The following is a 13,253-nucleotide window of genomic DNA, read 5'->3' as shown; positions in this document are numbered from 1 at the left end:
ATGCGAATTGCGACTTTGACATCGGGCGGAGACTGCCCTGGGCTGAATGCAGTCATCCGGGCCATCGTGCGGACCGCGAACGCGGAATTCGGCTCCACCGTCGTCGGATACCAGGACGGCTGGGTCGGTCTGATGGAGGACAAGCGGGTCCAGCTCTACGATGATGAGAGCATCGACCGCATCCTGCTGCGTGGCGGCACCATCCTCGGAACCGGTCGCCTCCACCCGGACAAGTTCAAGGCCGGGCTCGAGCAGATCAAGCAGAACCTCGCCGAAGCCGAGATCGATGCCCTGATCCCGATCGGCGGCGAAGGCACCCTCAAGGGCGCGCAGTGGCTCGCCGATAACGGCATCCCGGTGGTCGGCGTTCCCAAGACCATCGACAATGACGTCAACGGCACCGACTACACCTTCGGCTTCGATACCGCCGTCGCCGTGGCCACCGACGCCATCGACCGGTTGCACACCACCGCCGAGTCCCACAACCGGGTGATGATCGTCGAGGTCATGGGTCGCCATGTCGGCTGGATCGCCCTGCACGCCGGGATGGCCGGTGGCGCCCACTACACCGTGATCCCTGAGGCACCCTTCGATATCGCCGATATCTGCAAGAAGATGGAACGACGCTTCCAGATGGGCGAGAAGTACGGCATCATCGTCGTCGCCGAGGGCGCGCTCCCCAAGGAGGGCACCATGGAACTCCATGAGGGGGAGATCGACCAGTTTGGCCACAAGACCTTCACCGGCATGGGCCAGCAGATCGCCGATGAGATCCACCGGCACCTGGGCCACGATGTGCGCACCACCGTCCTAGGCCACATCCAGCGTGGCGGCACCCCGACTGCCTTCGACCGCGTGCTGGCCACCCGCTATGGGGTGCGTGCCGCCCGCGCCTGCCATGAGGGCCAGTTCGGCAAGACCGTCGCCCTGCACGGGGAGAGCATCGAAATGGTCGCGCTCGCCGATGCCGTGGGCACCCTCAAAAAGGTGCCGATGCGCCGCTACGAGATCGCCCAGGCGGTCTTCGGCTAGCGTCCTCCGCTTATCGACGTCCCGCGCCTGCCCGGCGTGGGACGTCGCCTTGTGTGTTCCTCCGGGCGGTCGCCAGGCGGCCCTGTTCGACCAGCCGGAGAGCGATGGCGGCGGTAAAGGTCTTGGATACCGAGCCAAGGTAGAAGGCTTCCTGGGGATCCGCACCGTCGGTATCCAGGATCTCGCCGGAAGCGAAAGTCACCACCTGACCGTGGGGACTGCCCTGGGCAACCATTGAGCTCCGCGCGGCTGCTGCCGGGGTGGCGTCCGCAGGAACCGCCAGCCGGGTGTTCGAGAGCATGCCCAGGGTGTGAGTAGTGCGAAGAACATGATGGCGACACTGAGTGCGACTGTCAGCCGCCGAAGTTTCATTTCCCAGATGTTATCGCCGGATGAGGGGTTTGGCAGGGTGAGAAAGTATTCGGAGACGCTGTCACTGCCAGGTGAGGGGCCACATGAAGGGTAGGTCTCGAGGATCAGCCGAATGACCCCAGAATCCACCCAATTCACTCGATTCTCGAGACCTACCCTTCATCCGCCCCGCTGAGATGACCCGGATGGCAACGCTGCGCGCGGCGGTGGGAATGTCCGCAGAGGTATCCGGCACGGATGAAACCCACTCCAGGGACGGACCCCAGCCATCATCCTGGGGCACATACCTACCCCGGCGAGTGCACAAGTGCGAATAGCACTACTATACGCACCATTACGCACCCCATGTGAGCACGGTAGGCACTGTGCGGGCTAGAATCTGGACACATGACTGCCGCCATTTATGACCTGATGGACTTCGAAGAAGTCCTGGAGAAATTCGATCCCGTCATGGGCCTGGAGGTCCACGTCGAGCTGGCCACGGAAACCAAGATGTTTTCCGCCAGCTCCGCTCATTTCGGTGCGGCACCGAACAGCAATGTTGATCCGGTGTCGCTGGGCCTGCCGGGTGCACTGCCCGTGGTCAACGCCAAGGGTGTGGAGTGGGCCATCAAGATCGGTCTTGCCCTGAACTGCAAGATCGCCGAGGCCTCCCGCTTCGCCCGGAAGAACTACTTCTACCCGGACCAGCCGAAGAACTACCAGATCTCCCAGTACGATGAGCCGATCGCCTATGACGGCTACCTCGACATCGTCCTCGAGGACGGCACTGAGTGGCGTATCGAGATCGAGCGCGCTCACATGGAGGAGGACACCGGAAAGCTGACCCACCTGGGCGGCACCACCGGCCGAATCTCTGGCGCCACCTCCTCGCTGGTGGACTGCAACCGTGCCGGCATCCCGTTGATCGAGATCGTCACCAAGCCGATCGAGGGCGCCGGGGGCCGCACTCCGGAGATTGCCCGCGCCTATGTCACCGCACTGCGTGAGTTGGTCAAGGCACTCGGCGTCTCTGATGCCCGGATGGATCAGGGTTCGATGCGGGTGGATTCCAACCTCTCCCTGCGCCCGATCGGCCAGGAGGAATTCGGTACCCGCACCGAAACCAAGAACATCAACTCCCTGAAGTCCGTGGAGCAGGCTGTTCGCTTCGAGATGATGCGTCAGGCCGCTGCCCTGGAGAACGGCGAGGAGATCGCACTGGAGACCCGCCACTACCAGGAGACCGACGGTTCGACCTCCAAGGGTCGTCCGAAGGAGACCGCCGAGGATTACCGTTACTTCAACGATCCCGACCTGCCGCCGGTGATCGCGCCGAAGGAGTGGGTCGAGGAGATCCGGGCCACCCTGCCGGAGCTGCCGTGGATCCGCCGTGCGCGTATTCAGACCGACTGGAAGCTCGCCGATGCGGAGATGCGCGACCTGGTCAATGCTGGTGCCCTGGATCTGATCATTGCCACTGTTGAAGAGGGGGTGACCCCGGATGAAGCCCGTGCCTGGTGGGTCAACTACCTCTCGCAGAAGGCTAAGGAAGCCGATGTCGAGCTCGACACCCTGCCGATCACCCCGGCTGAGGTGGCCCAGGTTGTCGGCCTGGTCAAGGAAGGCAAGCTGACCACCAAGCTGGCCCGCAAGGCTGTCGACGGCGTGCTCGCCGGTGAAGGCGATGTCGCCACCGTGATCAAGGATCGCGGCCTGGAGGTCGTGCGTGATGACGGCGCGATCGAAAAGGCCGTCGATGAAGCCCTGGCCGCCAACCCGGGTGTGGTGGAGAAGTACCGTGCCGGTAACACCAAGGTCACCGGTGCCATCGTCGGTGCCGTGATGAAGGCTACCCAGGGCAAGGCCGACCCGGCCCAGGTGAACAAGCTGATCGCTGAAAAGCTGAAGTAGGCACAGCGTATTCCGGCGTCCCAGAGAAACTCTGGGACGCCGGTTTTCTTTATTCACCAGTCAAGGTCGCAAGGTTGCGTCGACGAGGGCTCCGGGAGGTGCTACCGGGGCCCACGTCGCAGCAGAATGGGTCACCTCGTGGACTTGTTGGCCTAGACGAACCAGAGCACCGCTGATCCGATGGCCAGCACAATAGCGATCGCCAGCTGGATCAGGGCCCACCAGTGGAGCACCCGCTTCTCCGGCGCCATCGGGCGGGTGAAGGGAAGCAGAATGCGGGGCACCAGCAGAACACTGACCACCGCGAAAATGGCGATGATGACATAGGTGTTGCCCCATGGCTGCGCCCACAGTGACCAGTCGAGCTCCCGGTTCTGCGTGTTCGGCAAGTTCCAATGGGGCTGCAGCAGGGCGGATGAGAGCACCAGGACGAACACTCCGGCCGATAGCCGCTCGGCCAATCGATCACCGGCGGACCGGGCACGACAGAGAGTCACGCCCGTGATAATCGCCAGTGGCAGCAGCCATACCCAGTGGTGGGACCAGGAGACCGGAGAACAGACCAGGGCCACCAGGGAGTTGAGGACCACAAGGCCGACTGCGGATTCTGCCGGGGAGACCGCAGCACGGTGCACCCGGAACATCGCGGCGATGATGCCGATCAACGCGAGCGCCACCAGCACCAACCACACCGGATCCACAGTATTTTCGGGCAGCAGTCGGAAGAGGAAGCCCTGGATGGACTGGTTCGCCGTGTAGGCCAGCCCGCCGATACGGCCGGTGTCTCGCAGCGTGTCCAGCCAGTAGGTCCAGGAGATCGTGGGGTTGAGGACAAAGGCGAGGAGGGTGAAACCAATTCCGGAACCCACGGTGATGGCGGCGCTCTTCCAATCACGACGAACCAGGAAATAGAGAATGAACACCGCCGGTGTCAGCTTGATCGCGGCGGCGAGGCCGATGAGTACGCCCTTGGGCAGCCATGGTCGACGTGACAATGTATCCACCAGCACAAACGCCATGAGCAGAACATTGATCTGACCGAAACCGAGGGTCTCCCGCACCGGCTCGAAGAGCAGAGCCACGGGAAGCAGCCAGGTCGCCAGCACCCGATGATCGGAGTTCGCCAGCCGAGGCAGACAGTGGCGCAGGACAATCACGATGCACCACCACAGCAGAGCTGCGGTGACCAACGTCCAGAGCGCGGCGCCAAGCAGCATCGGGATCCAGGTCAGCGGGACGAACAGCATCGCAGCCAGCGGGGGATAGGTGAACGGCAAGTTGATGCCGCGTACCTCGTAGCCCCGGGTATAGAGGTTATCTCCATCAAGGAGAGCCAGGGCACCTTCCCGGTAAACGTGGAAATCGATGTGATACCTCAGCACCTCCTCTGTAGCGGAGAAGAACCCGCCGAAGTTGAGAATCCACGGCAGCAGCACCGCCGCGGAGGCCACCAGGGCGACAATGGTTCCAGCCAAGTGCCGGGGATTATTGAACCTGGCGCCTGGGGTTTCGACAGCGGTGGGTTCCGGGGCGCGAGCTACTGAGGAGTTAACGTGCACAAGGGGACTATATCGGGGTGGGGAACTGTGCATGGCATTGATACTCCGCAGAGGGGGTCCTCGATGGGGTGACCAGGGATGATGCGTCGATTCAGGGATGGATCCGGAGGTTTGTGCGCACGGATGCTGGCACCGCAGTGAAAATGCGGGGAGGAACTCTCAGCCAGCCCTCCAGGGGTTCTCAGCTGTATCGACGATCAGGGATTCAATAGTGGTTCTTCCGGTCGCGGCGGGGAGGTGTGGCACTGAATTAAACCGGGAGCGCCAGTTGGGGAGATGGAACGGGGCCGCTCAACAGTGAAAAAGGGGATGTCCGCACGCGGAGTCATGAAACTTTGCCCAAATAGTTGACATGGCAACTAAGTGGGTTTAGGGTTGAGTTCATGATCAAGGAACTGCTCCAGAAGCTGTTCGGCGGACAAAAAACCTCCCCGGCAATGACCATCCCAGAACGCGAAACCCACCAGGAGAACAACGACATGACCAACTACACCATCTTCGGCCGCGGCAACATGGCGACCGCAATCGCCGGCGTGCTCACCAATGGTGGGGCCTCCGTGGCCCACATCGGTTCCGGGCACTCCAACGATGCCAAGATCACCGGTGAGGTTGTCATCCTGGCTGTGCCTTACGACGCCGCCATGTCGATCGTCACCAATCGCGCAGCAGACCTGGCCGGAAAGACCGTCATCGACATCACCAACCCGCTCAACTTCGAGACCTTCGATTCCCTCGTGGTTCCCGCCGGTTCCTCCGCCGCTGCCGAGCTTCAGGCCAAGCTGCCGGATTCCCAGGTTCTCAAGGCATTCAACACCAACTTCGCCGCCACTTTGTCCACCACCAAGGTCGGCGACCTGACCACCACCGTCCTGGTGGCCGGTGATGATGAGGAGGCTAAGGCTGCCCTCGTCGAGGACGTCAACGCAGGTGGCCTCGATGCCCTCGATGCCGGTTCCCTCAAGCGTGCCCACGAGCTGGAGGCCGTCGGCTTCCTGCAGCTGACCCTGGCTGGCTCCGAGAAGATCAGCTGGACCGGCGGATTCGGCCTGGTCAAGTAATCCGCCAGTCTTCAATGCCCGTACTGGGTGAGTGATATATCGATTGAGTTTCGGTAGGAGAGAAGTCGCATGAACACCACCTCTGAGAAGATTCTGGCCCCGGACACCGGCATGGATGCGGTGACCCTGCGGGTCGGGGACCTGGAGAACATGTCCTCCTACTATGAGGATGCTCTGGCGATGGTCCCGCTGGAGGAGAAGAGCCACGGCCCGGAGGTGTACCGAGTACTCGGCCGCCGGGGAGTGCCTTTCATTCGACTGATCTCCACCCCGGACCTGCCTGGTGTGGACCGTGCCCAGGCTGGGCTGTACCACACCGCCTGGCTTTTCCCGGACCGGGAAAACCTGGCGGCCACGGTGTATCACGCCGCCCGGGACTCACGGAGTCGCTATGTGGGCGCCAGTGACCATCTGGTCAGTGAGGCCTTCTATTTCACCGACCCTGAAGGTAACGGGATCGAGCTCTACTACGATCGCCCACGGGAGGACTGGGTGCACCAGAACGGCGAGATCGCGATGGACACCATCGCACTCGACCCGAATAAGTTCCTCAAGGATTACCTCCGCGAGGAACTGGTGGCCACGACCAGTCTGCTGGAGGGCAAGGTCGGGCATGTCCACCTACAAGTCGGGGATGTGGCCCGGGCCCGGGCATTCTACGTCGATGCGCTCGGTTTCGCGCCCACCCAGACCGGCTACCGCGGGGCACTCTTCGCTTCGGCGGGCGGCTACCACCACCACGTCGCCATGAACTCCTGGCACAGCCGCGGGGCAGGTCCCCGGGCTGCCAGATTAGGACTGGGGAGCCTGGCCATCACCCTGTCTGACCGTGAGGAACTCGATCGTGTGGCGGCTCGATTGCAGGAGCGCGGGATCTGGCTTTCAGATACCGGACGGACGATCACGACGAAGGATCCCTGGGACACCCAGGTGACCCTCTCCCTGCCCGGCACCACCACCGAGGACCTGCTGGCAGCCTGAGGTACTTGCCCTGCCCGACAGATGTTCCACCCCATCCCGAGTATTCGGTGAGGGGTGGAATTTTTGTCGGCAGGATCCGGGAAAAACGGGCACACTTGGAGCCATGACATTCAAACGGACCGTCACCGCACCTTATGTTCCCGCCGCAGACCGCTACGAGAACATGGAGTACCGCACCGTCGGCAACTCCGGCCTCAAGCTGCCGGCCATTTCATTGGGCCTTTGGCATAACTTCGGCGATGATAAGCCGCTGGAGACTCAGCGCCAGATCATCCACCGCGCCTTCGACCGTGGGGTGACCCACTTCGACCTGGCCAATAACTATGGCCCGCCCGCCGGAAGCGCCGAGATCAACTTCGGCCGGATCCTGCGCGAAGACCTCAAATCCCACCGCGATGAGCTGGTCATCTCCTCGAAGGCCGGCTGGGACATGTGGCCCGGCCCCTATGGCTTCGGTGGATCACGCAAGTACCTCAAGGCTTCCTTGGACCAGTCCCTGGATCGCCTCGGGTTGGACTATGTGGACATCTTCTACCACCACCGCCCGGACCCGGACACCCCGCTGGAGGAGACCCTCTACGCCCTGCGCGACATCGTTACGTCGGGCAAGGCCCTCTACGTCGGTATCTCCTCCTATGGCCCCGAGCTGACCGCAGAGGCTGCCGAGTTCATGCAGGAGGAGGGCTGCCCGCTGCTGATCCACCAGCCGAGCTACTCCATCGTGAACCGCTGGGTGGAGGAGCCAGGTGAGGACGGTGAATCCCTGCTGGAGTCCGCCGCCGACAATGGGTTGGGTGTCATCGCTTTTTCCCCGCTGGCACAGGGCCTGCTGACCGACCGCTACCTCCGCGGCGTGCCCTCGGATTCCCGGGCCGCCGCAGGCAAGTCCCTGAGCGAGGGCATGCTCTCCGAGGGGAACCTGGCCATGGTCTCCAAGCTCAATGACATCGCCTCCGAGCGCGGCCAGACCCTGGCACAGATGGCACTGGCCTGGGTGTTGCGCGAGCAGGGCGACTTCGGTGAGCAGACCGTCGCCAGTGCGCTGGTCGGCGCATCCTCGGTGCCACAGCTGGACCAGAACCTCGACGCCCTGAACAACCTTGAGTTCTCCGGGGCTGAGCTCAGCGCCATCGATGAGGCCGCCTCAGATGCCGGAATCAATATCTGGGCCGGTGCCACGCAGTCGAAGATCCACGGCGAGCAGAACTAGCACACCCCGCCCAACAGCCTGGCCCGGCAAGCAATGCCAGCATCACCTACATCCGGGCCAGATTGAAGGCGATCACCGCCAGCACCACGGCGATTGCGAGGTTGAGCACCCGCCACACCCGCGGGCTGGACAGTGGCCGGGTGAGCAGGCGGGCACCGTAGCCGACCACGGGGAACCACAGCAGGCTGGCTAGAAATGCTCCGCCGGAGAAGAGCCAGCGGCCCTGTTCGCCATGCTGGTTGGCGATGCCGCCGATCATCACCAGGGAGTCGAGGTACGCGCCGGGGTTGAGCCAAGTTAGGGCGATCGCCAGCATCATGGGCTTGAACCAGGGGCGGTTCAAGGCCTGCTGCTTGATTTTTGCGGGGCTCAGGCGTGCCCGGGTGAGCACGCCCGTGCCGGAACCACCCAGTGCGCCCAGGTTCTCATCTTCCGGTGCGCGCGGCGCGGATTCCGAGACGACCGTGACCTCGCCGCGGCGCAGGGCGTCGCGAAGCGCCGCGATGGCGAACCATGCCAGGTAGGTCACGCCAGCCCACTTGATCAGCTCGAGCACCAGGGGAGCGGACTCGGTGAGCACGCCCACGCCCAGGGTGCCGGCGGTGAAGAGGAGGGCATCAGAGATCAGGCACACCAGAATCACCGCGGTAATTCCCTCACGATGAACTCCCTGCTTGAGCAGCAGGATATTCTGCGGGCCGATGGCCACGATCAGGGAGATGCCGAGCAGGAACCCGGAGAGCATGATGGACATGTCCCTCATCCTGCCTCCGCCCCTTGGTGAAGTAAATTTGATGAAACTCATCCTGGTTTAGAATTGCTTCATGAACCTTAATCCCCAGCACCTGCAGACCCTGTTGGCCATTGTCGATGAGGGCAGCTTCGAGATTGCCGCGGTGGTGCTGGGCATCTCGCCCTCCGCGGTCAGCCAGCGGATCAAGGCGCTGGAAAAGGAGGCCGGGCGAGTGCTCGTCCGGCGGACTTCCCCCGCCACGGCCACGGATGCCGGGGAGGTTCTGGTGCAGACGGCCCGGAGAATGGCGTTGCTGCAGGCGGAGACTGCGAATCAGCTCCGGGGGCGTATCGACCGGGTGCCGTTGGCCGTGGCGGTCAACGCCGATTCCCTGGCCACCTGGTTTCGACCCGTGCTCGCTGATATCGCCGGCTATGGCACTGCGACCCTGCAGCTCCAGGTTGAGGATGAGTCCCACACCCTGAGTGCGCTGCGGCGCGGCGATGTCCTGGGGGCGGTCACCAGGGAGGGGAGCGCGGTCACCGGCTGCGAGGTCGTCGAACTCGGGGAGATGCGATACCTGGCGGTGGCCACCCCTTCATTGAAGGCGGAATTTTCCCGGGGCACTGAGGTGGACTGGGCTGAGATGCCCGCGCTGCGCTATGGCCCCAAGGATGCCCTGCAGGACCGTGATCTAGTGGACAGGCTTGATTTAAATCAAAAACGGAACCGTCGCATCTCCCAGATCCCCTCCTCGGAGGGCTTCCTTGAGGCCGCGCGGGTGGGGCTGGGATGGGCGTTGGTTCCGGATGTGCAGGTCGCCCCGCTGCTGGCGCGGGGCGAGTTGGCGCTTCTCGACGATCGCGTGGCCCGGGTCCGGCTCTACTGGCAGCGTTGGCGGCTGGAATCGGAGCTGCTGGGCCTGCTCACCGAGTCGGTGATAGCCGCAGCGGCGGAGTCCATCGCCGTCGATCGGCCTGAAATCTAGCGTTGGAAGGGCTCGGGGTTCTTGACCTCTTCGCCGGCCGGGATCGGGCCGGGGAGGGTGGTTCCCTCGACGAAGGGGGAGCCGCCGAGCTTTTCGCGACCGTGCGGGGTGGCGAAGCCGGAGAGGTCCGGGCCCACCGGGACGATCTGGGTGGGGTTCACTTCTTGGTGGGTGATGAAGTAGTGCTGCTTGATCTCGGCGAAGTCCGTGGTGTCGCCGAAGCCCGGGGTCTGGAAGAGATCGCGCAGGTAGCCCCAGAGGTTGGGCATCTCCGTGATCTTGTTCCGGGAGCACTTGAAGTGGGAGTAGTACACCGCGTCAAAACGCACCAGGGTGGGGAAGAGGCGGATATCGGCCTCGGTGATGTGATCGCCCATCAGGTAGCGACGGGTGGACAGGCGCTCCTCCAGCCAGTCCAGAGCCACCCAGAGGCGCTCATAGGCCTCATCATGGGCTTCCTGGGAACCGGCGAAGCCGGTGCGGTAGACGCCATTGTTGATCTCGGTGAAAATCCGCTTCATCACCGGGGCCATTTCCTCACGCAGGTGCTCGGGGTAAAGCTCCGGCGCACCCTCGCGGTGGAACTGCTGCCACTCGAGGTTGAAGTCGATGGTGATCGAGGGGTAGTCGTTGGTGACGACCTTCTTGGAGGACTCCTCAACGATCGCCGGCACGGTGATGCCGCGAGGGTAGTTGGGGAAGCGATTGAAGTAGGCATCCTGCAGGCGAGGGATTCCGAGCACCGGGTCGACCTTGCCGGGATCGAGATCGAAGGTCCAGGAGCGGATGTCATGGGTCGGGCCGGTCAAGCCCAGGGAGATGACATTCTCCAAACCGAGCAGTCGGCGGGTGATCACGGTGCGGTGTGCCCAGGGGCAGGCGCGGGCGGCGACCAGGCGGTAACGGTCGGCTTCGACCGGCCAGTGGAAGGTGTCGTCGGATTGTGCGAGTGGCTCGGATCCGGCGGGGACATCGGCGACGATGCGGTCGGTGATGTAGTTGGTGTCGCGGACGAATTCTCCATCGGCGGAGGCGTTCTGCGGGGCTCCTGCCCAGTCCTGCTGTTGCGTGCTCATCTTGGCTCCATCTTCAATTGGGTGACGTGTCAACAATCATAGCGTGAATTGCCGGATCTGGCCAGAGGGGGGAGATGCGAACAAGTGAGTGATGCCGATTCTCAGGCATCGGGACCGGCCTTCTAGGCTTAAGTCCGATATGTGTAGAAACTCACTGAAAATTCGGCTCCGCACCACAGTCCTGATCCTCGGCATCGGCGCGCTGGGGCTGGGCGGCTGCTCGGTCCTGGATGGGGCCGCCTCCACCACCGCGACGCTCGCGGAGAGCACCGCCGCATCGAGTGCGGCGTCGACAAGCGCGGGGCCGGGCAGCACCATCGCGGCCCCGGGCACGGCGTCGACAAGCATTATCGCGGCGGACCAGAACCCGGAGGAGATTTTCCGCGCCCTATTGGGCACCCTGCAGATCAAGGGGCGTGCCCCGATGACCGGCTATGACCGTGAGCTTTTCGGGCAGGCCTGGGCCGATGATGTGGACGTGACTGGGGGACGCAACGGTTGCGATACCCGCAATGACATTCTCCAGCGCGATCTCGCCGAGGTCCAGATCCGACCTGGTACCGAGGGCTGCCTGGTTGAGTCCGGTGTACTGCAGGACCCCTTCTCCGGGGAACTCATGAATTTCCAGCGGGGAACCGACACCTCGGGACGGGTACAGATCGACCACGTGGTGCCGCTGGCCGACGCCTGGGCCAAGGGGGCACAGCAGCTGGATGAGAAAACCCGCCGGGACTTCGCCAACGATCCGCTGAACCTCCTGGCCGTCAACGGTCAACTCAACATGGAGAAGGGGGCCGGGGACGCTGCCACCTGGCTGCCGCCGGACCGCACATTCCGTTGCAAGTACGCTCAACGTCAGATCGGGGTGAAAGCCACCTATGGACTGTGGGTGACTCAGGCGGAATATGAGGCCCTCGGCCGGCAGCTCGACACCTGCGGATAACGAACGTATCCCAAAATCCCGGCACGCCGCAGCAATCTCAACCCCAGGTTGAGGTTTCACATACTCTGGCAGGCATGAGCGATAAAGCGAACACCCCGCAACCGGATCGCGCCGGAGACGGATTCGACGATCTCGACGTGCCCACCTATGCACCCCAGAAGCCCGGGTCCGAAAAGCCGGTATCTGAAAAGCCGGTGCCGGAGAAGACCGTGCCGGAGCAGTCTTCCGCCGCCGATAAGGCCACCCCGGGTGCCGGGAAGCCGGCCACCGCTGGCTCCGGTACCGCCAGCCTCTATGAGCGCATCGGGCGAGCTGCCCCGCAGAGCATCCCCGCCAACCCGAAGCCGAAGTCAGACGCAGCTGCCGCCGAGCCGGTGGTCAGGGAGCCCAGTTCCGCTGAGACCGCCTCATTCGCGGCGGCCTCGCGTGCGGCAGCCACCGGTACCGGAGCGGCTGGCGGAGGTGCCGCTGTTACCAGCACGGCCAAGGCGGGCAATCCGGCAGAAGACAAGTCCGAGCCGTTGCGCTCGGACGCCCCCACCACCTCCTTGGACCGTTCCCCGACGCCGGGTTCGACTGCGGCTGCGGCGAAGACCACCCAGATTCCCCGGGAGTCCTCCTACAAGGACACCGATTTTGCACCGACCAGCTCAGGAGCCACCGTGCAACCTTTCACACAGTCCACGCCAGAGTCTTCCCCGCAGCCCTTCGACCAGCCTGCGAACGCCCCCACCACGACCAGTACCGCCGCGGGCGGCCTCTACACCGGTGGGGCGGTAGCCGCCGCTGACGAAGACACCTCCGATACCCGTGGCACCGCCAAGGACGGTAAACGTGGCACCATCGACTTCGGTCTCCTGATGATCCGCGTTCTCCTCGGCGCTTATCTGGTGCTCACCTCGGTGGCCACCTTCTTCCAACTGGGCGGCAATGAGGGCCTGGCCGGGTTGGAATCCCAGTTCGCCGGTTATGTCCTACCGAATATCCTCGCCATCCTCGTGCCGTCGATGCAGCTGGCCGCGGGTGTCTTCCTCATCTTCGGCCTGATCACCCCGCTCTTCGCGGCACTGGCTACCGTGGTCACCTCCTTCACCGCGCTGCACGCCCTCGCCGATAGCGGTGCCGGCCTGAATATCTTCGCCTGGGATGACTCCGTGATGCTCTCGATCATCCTGCTGGTCATCTCCCTGGCCCTGCAGTTCACCGGCCCGGGCCTGTACTCCTTCGACTTCGGCCGCGGTTGGGCCCGCCGACCACTGGTCAGCTCCTGGATCTTCGTGGTCCTGGGCATCGCCGGTGCAGTCGCACTCTGGTGGTTCGGTGCCGGGGTTAACCCGCTGAACTAATTCGTGGATCAATCGCTCAGATCACAGCGTCCGTTCTCTCCAGCTGGAGGGAAGGGACGTTT

12 protein-coding genes are annotated in these 13,253 nt (G+C 63.6%); 8 read left to right on the top strand and 4 right to left on the bottom strand.

What is annotated here, in order from left to right; translation table 11 throughout:
- Positions 1 to 1,032: a 6-phosphofructokinase gene (locus ACTU46_RS04400; RefSeq protein ID WP_443379613.1), complete on the top strand. Its 1,032-nt coding sequence runs from the start codon at positions 1 to 3 to the stop codon at positions 1,030 to 1,032.
- Positions 1,033 to 1,042: 10 nt separating this feature from the next.
- Here ACTU46_RS04400 and ACTU46_RS04395 read toward each other — a convergent pair whose 3' ends face one another.
- Positions 1,043 to 1,333 carry a serine hydrolase gene (locus ACTU46_RS04395; RefSeq protein WP_443379610.1) on the bottom strand — a complete coding sequence of 97 codons (291 nt, stop codon included), beginning with the start codon at positions 1,331 to 1,333 and terminating at the stop codon, positions 1,043 to 1,045.
- 458 nt (positions 1,334 to 1,791) lie between these two features.
- On the opposite strand from ACTU46_RS04395, the gene gatB reads away from it, so the two are divergent.
- Positions 1,792 to 3,297, top strand: coding sequence for an Asp-tRNA(Asn)/Glu-tRNA(Gln) amidotransferase subunit GatB (gene gatB / locus ACTU46_RS04390; protein ID WP_443379608.1), 1,506 nt, complete (start codon positions 1,792 to 1,794; stop codon positions 3,295 to 3,297).
- A gap of 152 nt (positions 3,298 to 3,449) precedes the next feature.
- On the opposite strand, the gene ACTU46_RS04385 is transcribed toward gatB, so the two are convergent.
- The gene (locus ACTU46_RS04385) at positions 3,450 to 4,772 is read right to left on the bottom strand and encodes a glycosyltransferase 87 family protein (protein WP_443379605.1); all 1,323 of its coding nucleotides are present in this window, start codon (positions 4,770 to 4,772) and stop codon (positions 3,450 to 3,452) included.
- A gap of 563 nt (positions 4,773 to 5,335) precedes the next feature.
- On the opposite strand from ACTU46_RS04385, the gene ACTU46_RS04380 reads away from it, so the two are divergent.
- From ACTU46_RS04380 to mgrA, 3 genes are all read left to right on the top strand, one after another.
- A complete protein-coding gene (locus ACTU46_RS04380) occupies positions 5,336 to 5,914 on the top strand; it encodes an NADPH-dependent F420 reductase (protein WP_443380394.1) in 579 nt (192 codons plus the stop codon).
- Positions 5,915 to 5,983: 69 nt separating this feature from the next.
- Entirely contained in the window at positions 5,984 to 6,895 is a 912-nt protein-coding gene (locus tag ACTU46_RS04375) for a VOC family protein (RefSeq protein ID WP_443379603.1), read from the top strand.
- 103 nt (positions 6,896 to 6,998) lie between these two features.
- A complete protein-coding gene (mgrA, locus tag ACTU46_RS04370; RefSeq protein ID WP_443379600.1) occupies positions 6,999 to 8,105 on the top strand; it encodes an L-glyceraldehyde 3-phosphate reductase in 1,107 nt (368 codons plus the stop codon).
- A gap of 46 nt (positions 8,106 to 8,151) precedes the next feature.
- Here mgrA and ACTU46_RS04365 read toward each other — a convergent pair whose 3' ends face one another.
- Positions 8,152 to 8,859: a LysE/ArgO family amino acid transporter gene (locus tag ACTU46_RS04365; RefSeq protein ID WP_443379597.1), complete on the bottom strand. Its 708-nt coding sequence runs from the start codon at positions 8,857 to 8,859 to the stop codon at positions 8,152 to 8,154.
- Positions 8,860 to 8,929: 70 nt separating this feature from the next.
- On the opposite strand from ACTU46_RS04365, the gene ACTU46_RS04360 reads away from it, so the two are divergent.
- Positions 8,930 to 9,826, top strand: coding sequence for a LysR family transcriptional regulator ArgP (locus ACTU46_RS04360; RefSeq protein WP_443379594.1), 897 nt, complete (start codon positions 8,930 to 8,932; stop codon positions 9,824 to 9,826).
- On the opposite strand, the gene ACTU46_RS04355 is transcribed toward ACTU46_RS04360, so the two are convergent.
- The gene (locus tag ACTU46_RS04355) at positions 9,823 to 10,902 is read right to left on the bottom strand and encodes a glutathione S-transferase family protein (RefSeq protein ID WP_443379591.1); all 1,080 of its coding nucleotides are present in this window, start codon (positions 10,900 to 10,902) and stop codon (positions 9,823 to 9,825) included. The two genes, ACTU46_RS04360 and ACTU46_RS04355, sit on opposite strands and share 4 nt — an antisense overlap.
- A gap of 139 nt (positions 10,903 to 11,041) precedes the next feature.
- Here ACTU46_RS04355 and ACTU46_RS04350 point away from each other — a divergent pair, with 139 nt between their 5' ends.
- Positions 11,042 to 11,845 (top strand): HNH endonuclease family protein, encoded by an 804-nt coding sequence (locus ACTU46_RS04350; RefSeq protein WP_443379589.1) that lies wholly within the window; start codon positions 11,042 to 11,044, stop codon positions 11,843 to 11,845.
- A gap of 74 nt (positions 11,846 to 11,919) precedes the next feature.
- The gene (locus tag ACTU46_RS04345) at positions 11,920 to 13,191 is read left to right on the top strand and encodes a DoxX family membrane protein (RefSeq protein ID WP_443379586.1); all 1,272 of its coding nucleotides are present in this window, start codon (positions 11,920 to 11,922) and stop codon (positions 13,189 to 13,191) included.
- Positions 13,192 to 13,253 lie beyond the last annotated feature (62 nt).

This window comes from Corynebacterium sp. A21 (genome assembly GCF_052266655.1).
GTDB lineage: Bacteria > Actinomycetota > Actinomycetes > Mycobacteriales > Mycobacteriaceae > Corynebacterium.
Note: the sequence above shows the minus strand (reverse complement) of the source record. Positions and strands in the feature narration are given on the sequence as shown.

Excerpts from the sequence above, each read along its gene's own strand:
- ACTU46_RS04345 (WP_443379586.1), top strand. The coding sequence starts at position 11,920 with ATGAGCGATAAAGCGAACACCCCGCAACCGGATCGCGCCGGAGACGGA.
- ACTU46_RS04380 (WP_443380394.1), top strand. The coding sequence starts at position 5,336 with ATGACCAACTACACCATCTTCGGCCGCGGCAACATGGCGACCGCAATC.
- ACTU46_RS04365 (WP_443379597.1), bottom strand. The coding sequence starts at position 8,859 with ATGTCCATCATGCTCTCCGGGTTCCTGCTCGGCATCTCCCTGATCGTG.
- ACTU46_RS04375 (WP_443379603.1), top strand. The coding sequence starts at position 5,984 with ATGAACACCACCTCTGAGAAGATTCTGGCCCCGGACACCGGCATGGAT.
- ACTU46_RS04350 (WP_443379589.1), top strand. The coding sequence starts at position 11,042 with ATGTGTAGAAACTCACTGAAAATTCGGCTCCGCACCACAGTCCTGATC.
- ACTU46_RS04395 (WP_443379610.1), bottom strand. The coding sequence starts at position 1,333 with ATGCTCTCGAACACCCGGCTGGCGGTTCCTGCGGACGCCACCCCGGCA.
- ACTU46_RS04400 (WP_443379613.1), top strand. The coding sequence starts at position 1 with ATGCGAATTGCGACTTTGACATCGGGCGGAGACTGCCCTGGGCTGAAT.
- ACTU46_RS04360 (WP_443379594.1), top strand. The coding sequence starts at position 8,930 with ATGAACCTTAATCCCCAGCACCTGCAGACCCTGTTGGCCATTGTCGAT.
- gatB (WP_443379608.1), top strand. The coding sequence starts at position 1,792 with ATGACTGCCGCCATTTATGACCTGATGGACTTCGAAGAAGTCCTGGAG.
- mgrA (WP_443379600.1), top strand. The coding sequence starts at position 6,999 with ATGACATTCAAACGGACCGTCACCGCACCTTATGTTCCCGCCGCAGAC.
- ACTU46_RS04355 (WP_443379591.1), bottom strand. The coding sequence starts at position 10,902 with ATGAGCACGCAACAGCAGGACTGGGCAGGAGCCCCGCAGAACGCCTCC.